Below are 19599 nucleotides of genomic sequence, written 5' to 3'. Positions count from 1 at the left end.
GGGGGGGGGGGGGGGTGGGGGGGGGGGGGGGGGGGGGGGGGGGGGGGGGGGGGGGGGGGGGGGGGGGGGGGGGGGGCCGGTCGGGGGCGGCGGCGAGGTGCGCGGCGACGGCGACGGCGGCGGCGGCGGTCGCCGCGGCGGCCAGCGGCAGGGCGAGGCGGCGCGGGGAGAGGCGGGTGAGGAAGGCCGGGCGGCGGCGGTGGCGGAGGTGCGGGCCGGGGGGTGCCGCCGGGCGCAGGTCGTGGATGCCGACGGCGTCGGCGCGGGCCGTGAGGGCGCGGCGCAGCCGGTCCTCGACGGGGCGTTCCGCGGTGGTGTCCCAGGGGGCGGTGTCGCGGGTACTCAAGACCGTTCCTCCAGGATCTTCTCCAGCGCGTCCAGGGCGCGGCTGGCCAGGGACTTCACCGCGCCGCGGCTGATGCCCAGGGTCGCCGCGATCTCCGCTTCGGTGAGGTCGCCCCAGTAGCGCAGGACCAGCACCTCGCGGCGGCGGGCGGTGAGCCCGCCGAGTGCGGCGAAGACCTCGCGGTGCTCCTCGTCGAGGACCACCCGCTCCTCGGCGGAGGGCGCGTCGGCCTCGTGCGGCGGGGTGTAGTCGCGGGCGGTGCGGCGGCGGCGCAGCACCGAGCGGGCGGCGTTGACCACCGCGGTGCGCAGGTAGGCGAGGGCGTTGTCGACCTCGCCGAGTTGTTCGCCGTGGCGTTTGTAGAGGGCGGCGAACGCATCCTGGACGACGTCCTCGGCGGTGGCGCGGTCGTCGACGAGGAGGACCGCCAGGCGGACCATTTTCAGCCGGTGGGCGTGGTAGAGCTCGGTGATGGTGGGGCGGGGCGGTTCGGGGGGTGGCGCGCCGTCCTGTTCGTACGTCAACTGCCGTGTGGGAGGCCGTAGTTGGTGGACGGGTGCGGAGTGGCGGGGCGGCGACTCGCGGCGGACGGCGCGCAGCAGGCGGCGCCAGCCGGCGTGCCGGAGCCCCGACAGGGCGAACCCTGTCGGGGCCGGGTGCGGGGCGTAGTGGGCCATCGTTCCCTCGGGCGTACCCGGTCGGGGTCAGGCGCGGTTGCGGCGGACGGCGTAGAGCGCGCCGCCGCCCGCGGCGATCAGGGCGGCCGCGCCGCCGCCCAGCGCGAGGGTGGTACCGGAGGAGGCGCCGGTCTTGGCGAGCTGCTTGTCGTCGCCGCCGGCCGGGGCCGGTGCGGGGTTGCTGCCGGGCTTGCTGCCGGGCTTGCTGGGGACCGGCGAGGGGGTGGCGCTGTGGCCCGGGGGGTAGCTCGGGGCCGGCGAGGGGCTGTTGCCGTGGCCGGGGTGGGTGGGGACGGGGGAGGGGCTGCCGCCGTGGCCGGGGTGGCTGGGGACGGGCGAGGGGGTGGCGCTGTGGCCCGGGGGCTGGGTGGGGACGGGCGAGGGGTCGGCGGCGTAGGCGGTGCCGGTCGTCGCGACGGCGGTGAGCGCTATCGCGGCCAGGAGGCCGGCGCCGGCCGAACGGCGCAGCCGCGGGCCGGCGGTACGGGAGGTGCGAGCGGTACGGGACGGGTTCACGGTCGGCTGCTCCAGTTCGTCGACGGTGGCGCCCTGAGGCGCCTTCACCCGAGACGACGTGCGGCCGGGGGCGGGGTTGCCGCCGGGCCGAAAAAACTTTTCGCGGGCCGGTACCGCCGCCGCGACCGTATCCCGTGACCCCGCGGGGCGGCCGCGGCCGGTCAGTCCTTCGGGTCGAGCAGGCCGAGCCGGTACGCCTTCACCAGGTGCTGCGGGACCTGGTACACGGAGCCGTCGAGGGTGATCGGCACGAGGCGGGGGGCGCTGGCCTTCCACTGGGCGCGGCGGTGGCGGGTGTTGCTGCGGGAGAGCTTGCGCTTGGGTACGGCCATGGTGGCGGGCCTCCGGGGGTCGGGTGGGTGCCGGTCGAGAGGGAGGCTATATGGAAATGAGTACCATTTCCAAGTAGAGTTGCGGTGCAGTGCCCGGGGTCACGGCACGCGAAACGCCCGGGGCGGCCAGTGGGGGCGGCCCCGGGCGCTCACGTGCCCGGATGCGACGGGTCGGGGCGACCGTCGGTGCGCCGGACCGGCGCGACGGCTCAGATCGTGGAGGTGTCGATCACGAAGCGGTAGCGGACGTCGCTCGCCAGCACCCGCTCGTACGCCTCGTTGATCCGGTCCGCGCTGATCACCTCGATCTCCGAGACCAGCCCGTGCTCGGCGCAGAAGTCGAGCATCTCCTGGGTCTCCGCGATGCCGCCGATCAGCGAACCGGCGATCGACCGGCGGCCGCCGATCAGCGCGAACGGCGCGACGGGCAGCGGCTGCTCGGGGGCGCCGAGCTGGACCAGGGTGCCGTTGGTGCGCAGCAGGCCGAGGTAGGCGCCCATGTCCAGGTTGGCCGAGACGGTGTTGACGATCAGGTCGAAGGTGCCGGCCAGCGCCTCGAAGGTGGCCGGGTCGCTGGTCGCGTAGTAGTGGTCGGCACCGAGCCGCAGGCCGTCGTCCTTCTTGCGGAGCGACTGGCTCAGGACGGTGACCTCCGCGCCCATCGCGTGCGCGATCTTGACGCCCATGTGGCCCAGGCCGCCCAGGCCGACCACGGCGACCTTCTTGCCGGGGCCCGCCTGCCAGTGGGCGAGCGGGGAGTAGAGGGTGATGCCGGCGCACAGCAGCGGGGCCGCGGCGTCCAGCGGCAGCGTGTCGGGGATGCGCAGCGCGTAGTTCTCGTCGACGACCAGGTGGGTGGAGTAGCCGCCGTAGGTGACCTCGCCGTTCCGGTCGGTGTCGCCGTAGGTGTTGACGGTGCCGAGCTCGCCGGTGCAGTACTGCTCCAGGCCGGCCCGGCAGTTCTCACAGGTGCGGCAGGAGTCGACGAAGCATCCGACGCCGACCCGGTCGCCCACCTGGTAGCGGGTGACCTCGGGGCCGGTCGCGGCGACCACACCGGCTATCTCGTGGCCGGGGACGATCGGGAAGGTCCCGCCGTCGCCCCACTCGGCGCGCACGGTGTGGATGTCGGAGTGGCAGATGCCGGCGAACTTGATGTCGATCAGGATGTCGTGGGCACCCAGCTCGCGGCGCGGGATGGTGGTCCGCTCCAGCGGTGCCTTCGGTGCGGGTGCGGCGTACGCGGCGACAGAGGTGTGGGTCATGCCACCGAGAATGCTTCGCTCCGCATGCCCTAACCAGTGCACTCTTGAACATATGAATGGTGTGCCTACTACTGACGGAACCACCTTGGGAGGCGGCCGACCCGAGGGGCCCGGTGGTGCGGCGGGCCGTCCGGGGCCCGTCGGCGACCTGGGTGTCGACCGGCGCACCGAGCTGAGCGAGTTCCTGCGCTCGCGGCGGGCCCGGCTGCGGCCCGGGGACGTCGGGCTGCCGGACCGCGGCGGCCACCGCAGGGTGCCGGGGCTGCGCCGCGAGGAGCTGGCGCAGCTGGTCGGGGTGAGCGTGGCCTACTACATCAGGCTGGAGCAGGGCCACGGTCCGAACGTCTCGGACGCCGTGCTGGACGCGCTCGGCACCGCGCTCCGGCTGACCGCGGCCGAGCGCGACCACCTCCGGCACCTGGTCCGCCCGGTCTCCCGGCGGGTCCGCGCCGCCCGCCGGCCGCAACAGGTCGGGCCCGCGTGCCGGCAGCTGCTGGACGCGCTGGAGCTGGTCCCGGCGTTCGTGGTGGGCCGGCGGCTGGACATCATCGGCTGGAACCGGCTCGGCCGCGCCCTGTTCGGGGACTTCCCGGCGATGCCGCCGGAGCGGCGCAACATGGCCCGGCAGGTCTTCCTGGACCCGGCCGCCCGCGCGCTCTACGTGAACTGGGAGGGCAAGGCGGAGGTGATGGTCGGACTGCTCCGCCGCGAGCTGGGGCGGCTGCCGGACGACCCGGCGCTGGCCGGGCTGATCACCGAACTGGCCGGGCAGAGCCAGGAGTTCCGGAGGCTGTGGGCCCGGCACGACGTCAAGGACAAGGGCTTCGGCGTGAAGCAGTTGCACCACCCGCTGGTGGGCCCGCTGACCCTGTCCTACGAGTCGCTGGTGGTGGCGGCCGACCCGGAGCAGATGCTCGTCACCCACCACGCCGCGCCGGGCTCGCCGTCCGAGGCGGCGCTGCGGAGGCTGGCGGCGAGCGCGGTGGCGTCGGAACCGGCGGCGTAGGGCTCGGCGGTGTCGGGCCCGGCCGGGGGCGCTGCGGCTGCGCGCCCCCGGCCGGGCCGCACGGTCAGGAGGCGGCCACCGCGCGGAGCGTGCGCCGCTCCGTACCGTGGCCGGGCCGTCCGCACAACACCCGTTCATGTCAAGGGAGTTGGCGTGGTGCGGGGCGAGGGGGCGGCCGGTCGGCCGGCCGGTCAGTCGGTCACGGTGATGGCGGCGGCGGGGCAGATGGCCGCCGCCTCGCGGACCGCGTCGTGCAGCGCGGTGGGCGGTTCGGCGTCGAGGACGACCACGATGCCGTCGTCCTCCCGCTGGTCGAAGACGTCCGGTGCGGCGAGGACGCAGCTGCCGGCGCCGCAGCACTTCTCCTGGTCGGCGTGGATGCGCATGGTGCTCCCAAGTGGTGCGTGGTGGGTGGGGGGCGGGGGGTGCGGAGTGCGGGTGGTCACCAGGCGATCGGCAGGGAGTGCACCCCGTAGATCGCCATGTCGCCGCGGAACGGGACCTCCTCGTGGGGGACGGCCAGCCGCAGGTTCGGCAGCCGGCGGATCAGGGTCTCCACGGCGATCTGGAGCTCCACCCTGGCCAGCGGCTGCCCCAGGCACTGGTGGACGCCGAAGCCGAAGGCGACGTGCCGGCGGGCGTTCCGGGTCACGTCGAGGGCGTCGCCGTCGGGGAAGGCGTCGGCGTCCCGATTGGCGGAGTTGAGCATGCACAGGACGCCCTCGCCGGCGCGGACGGTGCGGCCGCCGACGACGACGTCCTCGGTGGCGACCCGGGGGACGCCGTTGTGCACGATCGTCAGGTAGCGCAGCAGCTCCTCGACGGCGCCCTTGACGAGCGCGGGTTCGGCGCGCAGCCGGGCGAGTTGGTCGGGGTTGCGGAGCAGGGCGAGGGTGGACAGGGCGGTCATGTTGGCGGTCGTCTCGTGGCCGGCGATCAGCAGCACGCGCCCCATGGCCGCGATCTCGGTGTCGTCGAGTTCGCCGCGGGCGACCAGGCGGCTGACGATGGCGTCGTCCGGCTTCTCGCGCTTGGTCCGGGCGAGCCGGGTGAGGTACTCCAGCAACTCGTCCTGGGCGGCCCGGCTCTCCTCGGGCGTGGAACGCAGGGTGAGCAGGATCCGGCTCCGCTCCTGGAAGAACTCGTGGTCCTCGTAGGGGACGCCGAGCAGCAGGCAGATCACCAGGGACGGCAGCGGCAGCGCGAATTCGGTGACCAGGTCGGCGGAGGTGCGTCCGGCGGTCATCCGGTCGAGCAGCTCGTCGGCGAGGCGCTGCACCTCGGGGCGCATCGCCTCGACCTTCTTGACCATGAAGTCCGCGGTGAGCATCCGGCGGAGCCGGGCGTGCTCCGGGTCGTCCATGCGCAGGAAGGTCCGGTTGGTGCCGAGGGCCTCGCGGTTGCCGGCGGTGAGGAAGGGGAAGCCGGGGCGGTGGGCGTCGGCGCTGAAGCGCGGGTCGCCGAGCACCGCCCGGACGTCCTGATGGCCCGTCACCAGCCAGCAGGAGGAGCCGTCCCAGAGGGTCGCCCGGGTCACCGGTTCGGTGCGCGCCGCCTCGGTGACGGCGGGGGCGGGGTCGAAGGGGCAGCCGGGGGCGTGGCTGGCCGGGACGGTGAGGGTCTCGGGGGGAGCGGTGCGTTCTGCGGTCGTCATGCGGCCGGTCCTTCCGCGTGAGTTAGTTACCTAACTTAGGTAACTAAGTTGTGGTCACGCTAACTCAGGCCGGGCGGGGGAGGGAAGGATGGATCACGGCAGGCCCGAGGTTGGCTCAAACCGCACGGCGGACGGAGCGGCGGACGGAGCGGCGGACGGAGCAGCGGACCGAGGGACGGGACGGTTGCCGGGCGGTCCGCGGGGCGCGGTGGCGGAAGGGCCCGGGGCGGCCGGATCCTGGTACGGGACGCGACGGGTCCGGGGACCGGTGCCCGCTACAGTGCCCCCATGCCGGACCCCGCGCCCCACCAGGACTCCACCGCCGCACTGCAGAGAGTGCTGGGCACGCTGTCCTACCTGCTCACCCGCTCGCGGGCGCACGAGCGCCACGCGAGCCAGGCGGGCATCACGGCCGGCCGCTCCGACCTGCATCTGCTGATGGCGCTGGACGACAGCGGAGGCGTCAGCCGGGTCGGCGACCTGGCGGCGCTGATGATGGTCGAGCCGCCGCACGTCACCCGGCAGATCAGCCAGTTGGAGGCGCAGGACCTGGTCGAGCGCACCCCGGACGAGTCGGACCGGCGGGCCCGCCGGGTCGCGATCACGCCGCACGGCAGGGCCGTCCTGGAGAGCTTCCAGGCGGCCCGACTGGCCGGACTGCGCCAGGCCCTCAGTGATTTCGGCGACGCCGATCTGGACACCACGACGGCGGTGCTGGACCGCCTCGTGGAATACGTCCGCGACAAGCACATGGAGGAGCTGCGGCCGCGGGGGCGCGGGGCGTAGCGCCCGCGCCCGGCGGCGAGCCGGCTGGTGGCCCGCCCCCGGGCGGTGCCCGGTGGTCCCGCCGCCGGTGACGGTGGCGCCGACGGCGTGCGGGCCACCCGCTCGCCCTGACTACTCGATCTCGACGCGGCCGCTGTGGCCGTTGCCGGTCCCGGTGGACCCTTTCCCGTTCTGGGCGGTGGTGCCGCCGGCGGAATCGGGGTTGCCGAGGTTGCGGCGGACCGAGTCGAGGATGGTCAGGCCCTGGCCGACCAGGCCGGCGGCGATCTCGCCCAGGCCGTCGGTGCCGTTGAGGACGTTGACGTTGGCGTTGGCCAGGCCCGCGGAGGCTTCCTTGACGATCTGCGGGAGCTGGTCGATGAGCATCCGGTCCAGGGCGACCCGGTCGTGCGAGGCGGCGGCCTCGGCCTGGATCTTCATCCGCTCGGCCTCGGCCAGGGCCAGCAGCCGGATGCGCTCGGCCTCCGCCTCGGCGGGCTTGACGACCTCGGCGACCAGTTCCTGCTGGCGCAGCTTGGCGGCCCGCTCGGCGAGCTCGGTCTGGGCGGCCAGCACCTCCTGCTGGGCGTGGGCCTGGGCGAGCGGGCCGGCCTGTGCGGCACGGGCCTGGGCGCGGTCCACCTCGGCGTTGTACTCGGCCTGGACCACGGCGGTCTGCCGCTGGTACTCGGCCTGGTTGCGCGCCGCCTCCTGCTGCGCCTCGACCGACGCCTGGGTGGCCTGGGCCTGGGCGATCTGGGCCTGGCGCTGGATGGCGGCCTTGTGCGGGGCGGACATCGCCGCGATGTAGCCGGTGTCGCCGTCGTCGATCGACTGGATCTGCAACGAGTCGACGATCAGGCCGATCTTGGCCATTTCGGTCTTGGACGTCTCCAGGACCTCGGTGGCCAGTTTCTGCCGTTCGGTGACGATCTCCTCGACCGTCATCGAACCGATGATGGAACGCAGATGACCGGCGAAGATCCGGCCGGTCAGGATCGCCATCTGGTCCTGGTCGGACAGGAAGCGCTGGCCGGCGTTGACGATGCTCTCGGTGTCGTTGCCGACCTTGAACGCGATCACGGCGCGCACCGTGAGGCCGATGCCCTGCCTGGTCACGCATTTCTCGGCGACCTCGGCCTCGCACATCGCCAGGGTCAGGAAGCGGACCTTGCGGAAGACCGGCAGCACGAACTTGCCGTGGCCGGTCACGACCCGGAAGGGCGCCCCGCCCTGTCCCCGCCTGCCACCGGAGATCAGCATGGCTTGATCAGGGGCAGGAACGCGGTAACCGAACATCACTCGTCTCCTCAACCAGCGTCGCCGGGATCACCGGCCGACGCGTCCAACGGATCGGCCCACTCCATGACGTTGACCTGGCGACTGCCACGGGACTCGATCACGAGCACGGTCGCCCCCACAGGCAGGGGCTCGGGGGACCAGGCGAGGAACGTCTCGGAGCCACCCCGGATCCGCACCAGAACCTCACCGGGTCCGGCAGCTCCACGTGTGCCGATCAGCAGTACTCCGGTACAGCCGATCACGGCTTCATCCCGGGCCATAGACCGCTGCCCTCCCCCGTTCGTTCTTGGATTCCGACCATAGCGCTCCGGCGCGCGGTGGCCTATGGCGGGAGGGCGGCGAGTTGGTGCGCCGTTGAGGTGGTGCGACCAGGACCCGGGAGTGGCGGCCCGCGCCGCGGGAGTGCCGACCGGGTCGGCCCAGCTCTGCGGTTCGGCCCAGCTCTGCGGGTCGTCCGCGGGCGCGACGGCCACGGCCTTGAAGAACGTGTAGTGGAAGCTGCCGCCGGGCTCCGCGGAGCGCCGTAGCTCGGCGATGCCGCGGTCCCAGTCGGCGGGCGTGGTCAGCCCGGCGCCGAGGGCCTCGTCCCGGACGGATTCGACCATGGCGAGGAAGGTCCGGCGGGTGAAGCCGTCGACGAGGCCGGGCCGGCTCGCGTCGGCGTAGACGGTGCGCGGCCGGACGGCGACGTCCGCGAAACCGGCGGCGGTGAGGAGGGCGTACAACTGCCGCCCCATCAGGGCGTTTCCGCCGGCTGCCGCCTGGAGGCGGACCTGGTGGCCGATCACCCGGCGGGCGGCCGGGCCGTCCGGGTGGAAGACGACCGAGCCGTGGTCGCCCTCGATGGCGGTGAGGGAGCCGCCGGGGCGCAGTACGCGGCGCAGTTCGGTCGCCGCACGGACGGGGTCGGGGAGGTGTTCCAGGACGAAGCAGAGGAAGAGGTGGTCGAAGGAGGCGTCGGGGAAGGGGAGTTGGTGCAGGTCGGCGTGGTGCCAGGTGACCCGGTCCGTCGCGTACGGGGCGTGCGCCGCCAGGTGGGCGCGGGCCTGGGCGAGGGAGGTTGCGGAACGGTCGAGGGCGGCGATGTGGGCGCCCGGGCTGCCGTTCACCAGGTGGACGGTCTGCGCGCCGACCCCGCAGCCGACCTCCAGGACGCGGCTCCCGTCCGGATAGGCGGTCCCGGCGTGGAGCAGTGCGGCCAGGGTGTCGGCCTGGTCGCCGAGGCGGCGGGCCTCGTCGTCGGAGTAGCCGTGGACGTAGCTGTGGACGTAGGCGGGGGAGGCGGGGGCACCGGCTCCGTGGATCTCGGGTGCGGGAGCCTCGGATACGTATACGGATGCGGATACGGGTGCGGGGAAGGGGAGTTGGGCTGAGTCGTGCGCGGTCATGGGATCACCGTCGCGCGGAGAATGGTCCGGTGGACAGGTCCAAAGAGAGTGCGGTCGAGGGGTCCGTAACGTCCGGGGGTGTGGCCGGCTCCGATTTCCTCCAGTTGCGGATCGGGGAGGTGCCTGCCGGGCGCCGGGCGGACCGTCTGGCCGGTGAGCTGCGGCGGGCCATCGCGGACGGCCGGCTGCCGGTCGGGAGCAGGCTGCCCGCGACCCGGGTGCTCGCCGCCGACCTGCGGGTCTCGCGCGGCCTGGTCACCGAGGTGTACCAGCGGCTGCGGGAGGACGGCCAGGTGGCCGGGCGGGGGCGCGGCGGCACGGTGGTGGTCGCCGCCCCGCTGTCCGCCGGCGCGGCGACCACGACGGGTGGGGGCACGGCGGGCCCCGGCCCGACGGCCGCCACCCCGACGGCCGCCACCCCGACGCCCTTCGCCGCCGCGCCCGGCAGCGACATCTTCGACACCCTCCGCTCGACCCCCGCGCGGATCGACCTGACGCCCGGTGTGCCCGACCTGGCCTCGTTCCCCCGCGCCGCCTGGCTGCGCGCCGAACGCGCGGTGCTCGCCGGGCTCCCCTCGGCGGCCCTCGGCTACGGCGATCCGCGCGGCACCCCCGAGCTGCGGCGGGCCGTCGTCCACTGGCTGGCCCGCTACCGCGGCATCCGGGCCGACCCCGCCGATGTCCTGATCATTTCCGGTACGGCACAGGCGCTCGGCCTGATCGCCCAGGTGCTGCACCGTGACGGCGTCGACGCCATCGCGGTGGAGGACCCCGGTTCGCTCGGCACCCGCCAGCACCTCCACCACTGGGGCGCGGCGACCCCGCCGGTCCCGGTGGACGAGGACGGCATCCGGGTCGACGCCCTAAGGGCGACCGGTGCCCGCGCCGTCCTCCTCACCCCGGCCCACCAGTTCCCGACCGGCGTGGTGCTCGGCGGGGCCCGCCGCCGCGACCTGCTCCGCTGGGCGTCCGACACCGGTGGCCTGATCGTCGAGGACGACTACGACGCCGAGCACCGCTACGACCGCCCCCCGGTACCCGCCCTGCGCTCCCTCCTCGCCGACCACGTCTGCTACGCGGGCAGCGCCTCCAAGCTGCTGGCTCCCGCCCTGCGGCTCGGCTGGCTGCTCGCCCCGCCCCGCTACCGGGAGGCGCTGGTGGCCGCCAAGCGCTTCGCCGACCTCGGCAATGCCGCGCTGCCACAGGCCGTCCTGGCCCACCTGATGGAATCCGGCGAACTGGAGCGTCTGATGCGGCAGATGCGTCGCCGCCACCGGGCCCGCCGGGACGCGGTGATCGCCGCGGTCCGCACCCACCTCCCGGCCGCGGCCGTCCACGGCGCCGCGGCCGGCCTGCACCTGACGATCACCTTCCCGCCCGCCGCCCCGCCCGACACCGAGCTGGCGGCCGCCGCGCTCGCCCGCGGCGTCAAGGTCCATCCGCTGTCCTGGCACAGCCAGCGGCCCTACGGACGGCCGGGCCTGGTGCTCGGCTACGCGGCGCGCACTCCCGGGGAGCTGACCGAGGGCGTCGCCGTCCTGGGGGAGGCGCTGCGCGCCGCGGGCCGACGGAGCGGCGAAGGCGGGGCATGAACTCCCGCTCGGGAGCCGGTGGATCCCCTCAGACGCCCGTCACCTGAGGTGGCGACTCCGAAGGCGACTCCGAAGGCGGTGACTCCTCACCGGAACGGAATCGGCAGCCCCCGTTCCCCTTCCGGCCGGGACCCGAAGATCCGCCGTTCCGCCTCCTCGATCCGGACGTCGTGGATCCCCGCCTCCCGGCGGCGCATCAGCCCCGACGCGTCGAACTCCCACAGCTCGTTGCCGTAACTCCGCCACCACCGGCCGTCGGCGTCCCGGCTCTCGTACTGGAACCGCACCGCGATCCGGTCCCCTGAGTACGACCAGAGTTCCTTGCGCAGCGCGTAGTCCAGTTCCCGGTCCCACTTCCGGCGCAGGAACGCGACGATCTCGGCGCGCCCGGTGAGGAAGGTGTCCCGGTTCCGCCAGACCGAGTCCTCGGTGTAGGCGAGGGCCACCCGCTCGGGGTCGCGGGTGTTCCAGGCGTCCTCGGCGGCCTGGACCTTCTGCCGCGCGCTCGCTTCGTCGAACGGCGGGAACGGCGGCCGGGGCGCGGACGCGGTGGATGGGGCGGGTGTACCGGACATGGCGCGACTCCTGTCGGTGGCGGATGGCATGGCCGTGCGCGGCCGGAGAACTGGAGAACGCTCGTTCTCCGCCTGCTTCGGCTAGTGTAGAGAACGATCGTTCTCAGCGGAAGGCGGGACCCCGTGACGGCCCATGACGATGTCCGCGACGAGGTGCGGACGCGGATCCTCGACGCCGCGGAGAAGCTCTTCTACGAGCGCGGCATCCAAGCCGTCGGCATGGACGAACTCCGCACCGCCGCCGGGGTGTCCCTCAAGCGCCTCTACGGCACGTTCCCGGCCAAGCACGACCTCGTCGAGGCGTACCTGCGCCGCCGCGACGCGCGCTGGCGGGCCGACCTCGCCGCCTACGTGTCCGCGTGCGGGGCCCCCGACGCCCCGGCGGCCCGGATCCGCGCCGTCTTCGACTGGCTGGGCACCTGGTTCGCCGCCCCGGACTTCCGCGGCTGCGCCTTCATCAACGCCTACGGCGAACTCGGCGCCACCTCGGAGGGCGTCGCCCACGTCACCCGCGACCACAAACGCGCCCTGCTCGCCTACCTCACCGACCTCGTCCGGCCGCTGGACCACCCCGCCCCCACCGTCCTGGCCACCCAGCTGGCCCTCCTGATCGACGGCGCCATCACCAGCGCCGCGATAGCGGGCGACCCGGCGTCCGCGGACACGGCCGCCGCGGCGGCACAAGCGCTGGTCGGGGCGTCCGCGACCGCCCGCGCGTGAGGGAACGCAACAGGAGCGCCCGGCCGCTTCCGTCGCCTTAGCAGGGTGTTAGCGGAGCGGCAGTCGGGCGATAGCGGCCCCGGCCAGAGTGGTTGTCGTACGGAGGAGAGACCGACACCGACTTCCCCGGGGGGAACCGAAATGAGCTCCAACGCCACTGCCCGCACCGCCCGTCGCCGCACCCTGCGGATCGCCGCCGCGGCCCTGACCGCAGCGGCCGCGTTCTCCCTGACCGCCTGCTCCGGTGCGGACGCCGGCCCTTCCAAGGCCGGAGGGCAGTCGGGCACGGGCGTGGTCTCCGAGGCCAGCGGCGCGGGCTCGACCGAGGCCGGCGGCGCGAGCTCCTCCGCCGGGGCGCAGGGCAACGACGCCCAGCCGGACCACGCGAAGGCGGGCTCCGGGAACGGCACCTCGTCCCGTGCCGGCTCCGGCACCTCCGCCCCCTCCCGCGCCCACTCCGGGGGCGGCACGGCGCAGAGCGCGGGGAAGGCCAAGTTCTGCCGCACGTCCGACCTGACCATGGAGGCCGTGGACAGCTCGCCCGACCAGAAGGTGGGCGAGATCACCGTCCAGATGACGAACAAGGGCGGCAGCACCTGCTCGGCGGCGGGCTTCGCGGGCGTCGACCTGAAGGACGCCGACGGCACCTCCGCCCCGGTGCACCGCGGCGGCGAGGTGCCCCGCATCACCGACCTGAAGCCCGGCGACACCGCCACCTTCAGCATCTCGTACAAGGTCGACTTCAGCGGCGACAGCCTCGCCAACCCGACGAACATCATCGTGACGCCGCCGAACGAGACCCACAGCGTGTCCCTGAAGTGGCCCGCGGACGCGCTGAAGCTGGGCGGCTCGTACGACGACAGCATCAAGGTCCACCCGGTCGGCATCGCCAACTGACCGTCATGCACGGCCCGTCGCCTGAGCGGATCGGTCTCAGTGCGCAGGCCATGACGGGGGTGGACGAGGCCGCATCGTGGGCGGCTGAGCCGGAGTCGGTGCGCGCGGGCGGCCGGTCGGTTCCCACGGATGGACCCGGGGTGGCGCATGCGGGAGCACGTGCGGGGGCACGTGCGGGGTTCGCCGGCACCGGTAGCGCACAAGGACGGTTGGCGGTACGCCGAGCCGGCAGGTCACAACGGACCTGCCGGCTTTCGGCATTCGGCTTCCGGCATCCGCCCCGGGCAACTTGGCTGTCTGGAGCGCGTGTTGATCGTGTACGACGGCGAGTTCCCCAAGAGGGACGCAACCCGACAACGGCCCCCGCGACGCCGTCCTCCGCACTGGAACGGAATCGGGAGCCCCCGTTCCCCCTCCGGCCGGGAACCGAAGATCCGCCGTTGGGTCGGTTCGATCCGGACGCCGTGGATGATATCGGGCGACCCCGCGTCCGTGGACACGGCCGCGGCGGCGGCACGGGTGTTGGGCGGAGCGTCCGCGATCGCCCCTCTTGATTGAAAACAAAAGGAACGTCCAGCCGGTTTATTGGGGGAGATCGCCCGGCGGCGTGGTCAGTGCCGTATGCCAAAGTGGACCCAGCAGATGAGCTGGGCAGCAATGGGGAGGGGCTCACCGTGCCATTGGCGGACGAGGTGGCCGCGTGCCACGAAGGCAGGCCGAATCCGGCCGCACTGGTCGGTGAATTCCGGCGCGCGATCGTGATACTCCCGATCGTCGACGACGCATTCCTCACAGCCGAGTTGGACGGCATTCGCTGGCTTTATGTATTCAGCGACGAGGACGCCTTGTCCAGTTTTGCCGCGGAACGCGGAGACGAACCGCAGCCTGAGTGGCAGTACGCGTCCGTGGTCGGCGCCCGCGTCCTCGACGTGCTGGTCCCCGCCATCGAGGGGCCCGTGGGCGTGGCCCTGGATGCCGGGAGCGAGCGAGGCATGGTTTTCCCGCCGGTATCCGGAATCGTCCCGGATCGCGTTGCGGTGGACGCGCACACCGAACATGCCACCGCCTCGTCTGCCGATGCACCGGGCACCACGCACGTCTAGGGGGGATCGTTCATGGGGCTTATAGAGGGAAGCGGTTACCGCACCGATCCGGAGGCTTTCGAACAGCTCACCAAGGGCATAACGGCGGCGATCAGTGAACTGAAGGAGCTGGGTTTCGATATCGAGGCCCAACTCGGTCGCGGCTTCGACAAGTTGTCCTTGGACGCGACGGAATGCGGCGATGACGGCCTGGCGTCGGTCTTCTCGTCGTTCTGCGACCGCTGGGGTTGGGGCGTCTACAACCTGATGCAGGAGGCCAACGACTTCTCCAAGAAGCTGGGGCTCACGGCCGGCAACTACTACGAGCAGGAGCAGTATGCCTCCGACCTCCTCAAGCAGGGCCTGAACGCCGCGGTCGGCGACCCGAACAAGACGGCGGAGGAGCTGCACGGGACGTCCTGGAGCAAGCTCGGCAACGACACCCTCGACGCCTACACGAACTGGGACTGGGACCCGAATTCGAAGGCCTCGCACGAGTCGTACGAGAGGACCAGCGAAGCCGCCAAGCAGTTCGGGCACGAGGTGACGTCGATCCCGGACCGTCTGGCCAACGGCGGCGAGGATCCGGCCGGCACGACCGCGAAGCTCCAGGAACCGCGGCAGACACACGGGGGCAGTGACAAGTGAGCGTGTTCGGGGACGGTCTCAACAAAATCGCCGACGGGGTGGGCGAGCTGACCGATGCCGTGGAGAGCGGCGCCGGCAAGGTCGTGGAGTTCGGGGCCGACAAGCTGGGCGACGGCCTGGAGATGGTCGGTGCCGACGGCGCCGCGGACACGGTCCGCTCAGGGGGCGACAAGCTAGCCGGCGCGCTGGGCGCCCACGTCGACGAGCGGCAACTCGGCGAGACCGAGGACCCCAAACAGCTCATCCACGGAGACACCGAGAAGCTCGACGAAACCGTCTCCCACCTGAAGGACTTCGCGGCGGCGTTCAACCGCGTCGCCGACGGCATGCGCAAGCTGGGCTCCGGCCAGCACTGGTCCGGTCAGGCCGCCGACGCCTTCCGCGAGGCGTTCGAGATGCACCCCAAGCAGTGGATGCACGCGGCGGACGCGTGCGACGACGCGTACAAGGCGCTTCAGAGGTACGCGGAAACGGTCTCCTGGGCACAGGGCCAGGCGTCCTCGGCGATCGAGAAGTACCGCCGGGCACAAGAGGACCGGGAGAACGCCCTGCACGCCTGGAAGGCGAAGGTCGATGCGTACGTGGCGCAGGGCCAGCGCTACGAGGCGGCCGTCGCCCAGGGCCAGGACGCTGGCCCGCAGCCGACGCCGCCCGGCGACTTCGTGGACCCGGGCACCGAGGGGCGCGCGGCCGCCGAAGACATGATCAAGAACGCCCGCAGCCAGCGGAACGAGGCCGCCGAGCGGGCCCGCAACGCCCTCAAGGGCGCCCTGGCGCACGCCCCCGACAAGCCGCAGTTCACCGACCTGGCCGGCGCGGGCCTCAAGGACGGCGCCAAGGCGTACGCCATCGAGAGCATGCACCTGCTCGGCGGCGTGGCCAAGGCCGGCATCGAAACCCTGAACCTCGCCCGCAAGGTCAACCCCTTCGACCCCTACAACATCGCCCATCCCTTCCAGTTCAGTGCGAACGTCTCCACCACCCTCCTCGGACTGGCCCAGGCGCCCCTGCACCCCGTCGAGATGGCCAAGGGCATGCTGGGCTCGGGGTGGGGCAGCGACCCTGTGGAGGCGTACGGCACCTTCCTCGGCAACCTCGTCGGGGGCAAGGGGGCCGGTGGGCTGGCCAAGGGGGCCGTGCGGGCGGGCGCGAAGGACGCGCTCAAGGGCGCCGCCCGCGAAGCCGTGGAGCAGGGCGGCAAGCGGACGGTACGCGACCGCCTGCGCACCGCCTGGTGCAAGACCTTCGGCAGCGACCCCATCGACATGGCCACCGGCCGGATGATCCTGCCGCAGACCGACGTCTCGCTCCCCGGCAGCCTGCCGCTCGCCTTCACCCGCACCTTCGAGTCGTCCTACCGCACCGGCCGCTGGTTCGGCCGCACGTGGATGTCCACGCTCGACCAGCGCCTGGAGATCGACGCCGAGGGCGTCATCCTCATCGGCGAGGAGGGCAACTTCCTCCTCTACCCGCACCCCGCCGTCGGCGTCCCCACCCTCCCCCTCGAAGGCGACGGCTCCCCGCTCGCCCGCACCCCGGACGGCGACTACTTCCTCGTCGACCACGTCACCGGCATCCGCCGCTACTTCACCACCCACAACGAGAACCTCGCCCTCCTCGACGAGATCTCCGACCGGCACGGCAACCACCAGACCTTCGACTACACCGAAGACGGCACGCCCACCGCGATCACCCACAGCGCCGGCTACCGCCTCCTGCTGACCACCGAGGGGACCCCCGAGGGCGACCGCATCACCGCCCTCCACCTGGCCGGCGCCGCCCCCGACGGCACCGACCAACTCCTGGCCACCTACGGCTACGACGCCTTCGGCAATCTCACCACCGTCACCAAGCCCGCCTCCGACCGGCCCCTCGGCTTCACCTACGACGACGCCGGCCGCATCACCTCCTGGACCGACACCAACGGCAGCAGCTACACCTACGCCTACGACGAGGCGGACCGCTGCACCTCACAGGGCGGCATCGCGGGCCACCTGCGCGCCCGCTACGTCTGGGGCGACCCGGACCCGACGACGGGCCTGCGCACCAACCGTTTCTTCAACTCCCAGGACCAGCTGACCACTTACCAGGTCAACGGCCACCACCAGATCGTCGCCACCACCGACCCGACCGGCGCCACCACCCGCACCACCCGCGATGCCAAGCACCGCATCCTCTCCACCACCGACGCCCTGGGCCGCACCACCCGCTTCACCTACGACGACGAGGGCCGCCCCACCACCGTCACCCTCCCCGACGGCACCACCTCCACCACGGTCCACGACGCCCACGGCAACCCCCTCAACGTCACCGGCCCGGACGGTGCCACCTGGGCGCACACCTACGACGCCCACGGCCACCGCGTCGCCACCACCGACCCCGCCGGCGCCACCACCACCTACACCCACGACCCTCGCGGCAACCTCGCCTCGGTCACCGACGCCCTCGGCAACACCACCCGCATCGACTGCGACGCCGCCGGCCTCCCACGCTCGGTCACCGACCCCCTGGGCCACACCACCCACTACCACCGCGACGCCTTCGGCCGCACCACCTCAGTAACGGACCCCCTGGGCGCAACCACCCACCTCCAGTGGACCGTCGAGGGCAAACTCGCCGCCCGCACCGACCCCACCGGCGCCCGGGAGGAGTGGACCTACGACGGCGAGGGCAACCGCCTCACCCACACCGACGCCGTCGGCCAGACCACCCACTTCTCCTACACCCACTTCGACCTGCTCGCCGCCCGCACCGACCCCGACGGCGTCCGCTACGAGTTCGCCCACGACACCGAACTCCGCCTCACCCAGGTCACCAACCCCCAGGGCCTCACCTGGAACTACACCTACGATGGCGCCGGCCGCCTGATATCCGAATCCGACTTCGACGACCGGGTGCTGAGCTACGTCCACGACGCGGCAGGTCAACTCGCCGCTCGCACCAATGCTTTGGGCGAGGTCACGACGTACACCCGTGACTCCCTCGGTCGCATCACGGAGAAGAACGCCGCAGGGCTGGTCACCACCTACGTGCACGACCCCGCCGGCAACCTCCACCAGGCCGCCAACCCCGACGCCACCGTCACCTACACCCGCGACATCCTGGGCCGCGTCCTGACCGAAACGGTCAACGACCGCACCATGACGTTCACCTACGACGTCCTGGGCCGCCGCACCTCCCGCACCACCCCCACCGGCCACCACACCACCTACACCTACGACGCGGCCGGCAACCGCACCGGCATGGACATCGCCGGCCACCCCCTCCAGTTCCAGTACGACGCCGCAGGCCAGGAACTCACCCGCACCATCGGCAACAACCTCCACCTCACCCACACCTGGGACCCCACCGGCCGCCTGACCAGCCAGTCGCTGTCAGCAGCAGCCACCGACCCCACCGGCACCGCCCAGGCCGAGGTCCAACAAGTCCTCCAACGCGCCTACACCTACCGCGCTGACGGCCACCTGACCGCCATCGACGACTCCCTAACGGGGCGCCGCACCTTTGACCTGGACCGTGCGGGCCGGGTCACGGCGGTCCATGCCACGGACTGGACGGAGACGTACGCGTACGACGCGGCGGGCAACCAGACTTATGCGGCTTGGCCGGACCGGCATCCGAACGCTTCGGCGCGCGGCGAGCGCACCTATGAGGGCACGCGCATTACTCGCGCCGGGCACGTTCGGTATGAGCATGACGAGTTGGGTCGGGTCGTCCTTCGGCAGAAAGTCCGGCTGTCGCGTAGGCCCGATGCTTGGCGCTACACCTGGAATACCGACAATCGTCTCACGTCAGTAGTTACTCCGGACGGCACCTACTGGCGTTACCTTTATGACCCTGTCGGTCGCCGGATAGCCAAGCAGTGTTTTTCTTCTGACGGCCGATCAATCGTCGAACGGACGGACTTTGTTTGGGATGGTGAAAAACTAACCGAGGAATTTACTGAACTCCCGGGCGTCGCCAATTCTATCGCGATCACCTGGGATCACAATGGTCGCACACCGATCGCGCAAACTGAAAAAAAGGCCACGGCGTCGGATCTGGATTATGGCCGTCGGCGGCTGATTGATCAGAGATTCTTCAGTATTGTCGCTGGCGTTGCGGGTGCTCCGACTGAGCTGGTGTCCGGCGCTGGCGACGTAGCTTGGCAGGCTCGGTCAACGCTTTGGGGGGAAGTGTCTTGGGGGGTGAGTGCCACCGCGTACACTCCGCTTCGTTTCCCGGGGCAGTATTTTGATGCAGAAACCCAGCTTCACTATAATTATTTTCGCTTCTACGATCCAACTTCGGCGCGCTACCTTTCCCTCGATCCGCTGGGACTAGATCCGTCACCAAATCCTGTCGGCTACGTCTCTAATCCGAATGCCCGGATAGATCCTCTCGGGCTGGCCGCTTGTTCTTATATTGAGGCGCCGAAGGGTGGGGGTGGGATAATTGCTGACCTTAATGATGACGGCATCATGAGTTTGGTGATTGAGCGCGGACCCAACACGCCTCGCGGGTCTGAAATGTTCAACAACGCCATGGATCATTTTGGCGATAAAGTCAGAGGTGTGAAGGGTTACTGGCAGAACGGTGGAACCTTGAGGGATAATCTGGATTCGTTCAACCGGGCGGCCAGAGCGGGAGTGCCGGGGGACTTTTCGGCTCTTGAGCAGGCTGCTCGGGAAACGTTTACGGGGAAGATGGCAGGGCGTAGAGGGTTCACCGAAGTCGAGTTCGTGGAGCTTCGCGGAATGCATGGTAACTATAGTCATGTGGGTGTTGTATTCAGGAGGCTCGGTGGCGGTTAACGCGTAGTCGGTGTTTAAAATGTATGTCTAGTCTCAAGGGA

General features: G+C 71.8%; 17 protein-coding genes and 1 pseudogene. 8 read left to right on the top strand and 10 right to left on the bottom strand.

Going from position 1 to position 19599, the window contains the following annotated elements; genetic code table 11:
• Positions 1-342: 342 nt before the first annotated feature.
• From CG747_RS29790 to CG747_RS29775, 4 genes are all read right to left on the bottom strand, one after another.
• The gene (locus CG747_RS29790; RefSeq protein ID WP_100604917.1) at positions 343-1023 is read right to left on the bottom strand and encodes an RNA polymerase sigma factor; all 681 of its coding nucleotides are present in this window, start codon (positions 1021-1023) and stop codon (positions 343-345) included.
• Positions 1024-1050: 27 nt separating this feature from the next.
• Positions 1051-1587, bottom strand: a complete 537-nt coding sequence (locus CG747_RS50765; RefSeq protein WP_100604916.1) for an LPXTG cell wall anchor domain-containing protein — start codon at positions 1585-1587, stop codon at positions 1051-1053.
• Between the two features lie 113 nt (positions 1588-1700).
• Complete coding sequence (rpmF, locus tag CG747_RS29780; RefSeq protein WP_100604915.1) at positions 1701-1871, bottom strand: 50S ribosomal protein L32; 171 nt, start codon at positions 1869-1871, stop codon at positions 1701-1703.
• A 209-nt stretch (positions 1872-2080) separates the two neighbouring features.
• Complete coding sequence (locus CG747_RS29775; RefSeq protein WP_100604914.1) at positions 2081-3136, bottom strand: NAD(P)-dependent alcohol dehydrogenase; 1056 nt, start codon at positions 3134-3136, stop codon at positions 2081-2083.
• 52 nt (positions 3137-3188) lie between these two features.
• On the opposite strand from CG747_RS29775, the gene CG747_RS29770 reads away from it, so the two are divergent.
• Entirely contained in the window at positions 3189-4142 is a 954-nt protein-coding gene (locus tag CG747_RS29770) for a helix-turn-helix transcriptional regulator (RefSeq protein WP_100604913.1), read from the top strand.
• 191 nt (positions 4143-4333) lie between these two features.
• Here the strand turns inward: CG747_RS29770 and CG747_RS29765 are convergent, their stop codons facing one another.
• Positions 4334-4528: a ferredoxin gene (locus CG747_RS29765; RefSeq protein ID WP_100604912.1), complete on the bottom strand. Its 195-nt coding sequence runs from the start codon at positions 4526-4528 to the stop codon at positions 4334-4336.
• Between the two features lie 56 nt (positions 4529-4584).
• Positions 4585-5796, bottom strand: a complete 1212-nt coding sequence (locus tag CG747_RS29760) for a cytochrome P450 (protein ID WP_100604911.1) — start codon at positions 5794-5796, stop codon at positions 4585-4587.
• 288 nt (positions 5797-6084) lie between these two features.
• Between CG747_RS29760 and CG747_RS29755 the strand changes: the two genes are divergently transcribed.
• Entirely contained in the window at positions 6085-6582 is a 498-nt protein-coding gene (locus tag CG747_RS29755) for a MarR family winged helix-turn-helix transcriptional regulator (RefSeq protein ID WP_100604910.1), read from the top strand.
• A gap of 111 nt (positions 6583-6693) precedes the next feature.
• Here the strand turns inward: CG747_RS29755 and CG747_RS29750 are convergent, their stop codons facing one another.
• From CG747_RS29750 to CG747_RS29740, 3 genes and pseudogenes are all read right to left on the bottom strand, one after another.
• A complete protein-coding gene (locus CG747_RS29750; RefSeq protein WP_100604909.1) occupies positions 6694-7860 on the bottom strand; it encodes a flotillin family protein in 1167 nt (388 codons plus the stop codon).
• Between the two features lie 11 nt (positions 7861-7871).
• Entirely contained in the window at positions 7872-8123 is a 252-nt protein-coding gene (locus tag CG747_RS29745) for a hypothetical protein (RefSeq protein WP_100604946.1), read from the bottom strand.
• A gap of 435 nt (positions 8124-8558) precedes the next feature.
• Positions 8559-9251 (bottom strand): annotated as a pseudogene (locus CG747_RS29740) (methyltransferase domain-containing protein); the annotation flags it as partial.
• 29 nt (positions 9252-9280) lie between these two features.
• Here CG747_RS29740 and CG747_RS29735 point away from each other — a divergent pair.
• Complete coding sequence (locus CG747_RS29735; protein ID WP_257980835.1) at positions 9281-10843, top strand: PLP-dependent aminotransferase family protein; 1563 nt, start codon at positions 9281-9283, stop codon at positions 10841-10843.
• A gap of 86 nt (positions 10844-10929) precedes the next feature.
• Here the strand turns inward: CG747_RS29735 and CG747_RS29730 are convergent, their stop codons facing one another.
• Positions 10930-11418, bottom strand: coding sequence for a nuclear transport factor 2 family protein (locus tag CG747_RS29730; RefSeq protein ID WP_100604907.1), 489 nt, complete (start codon positions 11416-11418; stop codon positions 10930-10932).
• Between the two features lie 123 nt (positions 11419-11541).
• Between CG747_RS29730 and CG747_RS29725 the strand changes: the two genes are divergently transcribed.
• From CG747_RS29725 to CG747_RS29695, 5 genes are all read left to right on the top strand, one after another.
• On the top strand, positions 11542-12138 hold the full coding sequence (locus CG747_RS29725) for a TetR/AcrR family transcriptional regulator (protein ID WP_100604906.1): 597 nt from the start codon (positions 11542-11544) through the stop codon (positions 12136-12138).
• A gap of 141 nt (positions 12139-12279) precedes the next feature.
• On the top strand, positions 12280-13035 hold the full coding sequence (locus CG747_RS29720) for a DUF4232 domain-containing protein (protein WP_100604905.1): 756 nt from the start codon (positions 12280-12282) through the stop codon (positions 13033-13035).
• A 674-nt stretch (positions 13036-13709) separates the two neighbouring features.
• Entirely contained in the window at positions 13710-14138 is a 429-nt protein-coding gene (locus CG747_RS29705; protein WP_100604904.1) for an SseB family protein, read from the top strand.
• Positions 14139-14150: 12 nt separating this feature from the next.
• On the top strand, positions 14151-14765 hold the full coding sequence (locus CG747_RS29700; protein ID WP_180985745.1) for a hypothetical protein: 615 nt from the start codon (positions 14151-14153) through the stop codon (positions 14763-14765).
• Positions 14762-19558, top strand: a complete 4797-nt coding sequence (locus CG747_RS29695) for a putative T7SS-secreted protein (RefSeq protein ID WP_257980834.1) — start codon at positions 14762-14764, stop codon at positions 19556-19558. Before CG747_RS29700 ends, CG747_RS29695 begins: the two co-directional genes overlap by 4 nt.
• Positions 19559-19599: the final 41 nt, after the last annotated feature.

The sequence above is a fragment of the Streptomyces sp. CB02959 genome, assembly GCF_002803155.1.
Lineage (GTDB): Bacteria > Actinomycetota > Actinomycetes > Streptomycetales > Streptomycetaceae > Streptomyces.
The sequence above is the reverse complement of the archived record's forward strand: the minus strand, read 5'-3'. Positions and strand labels throughout refer to the sequence as shown.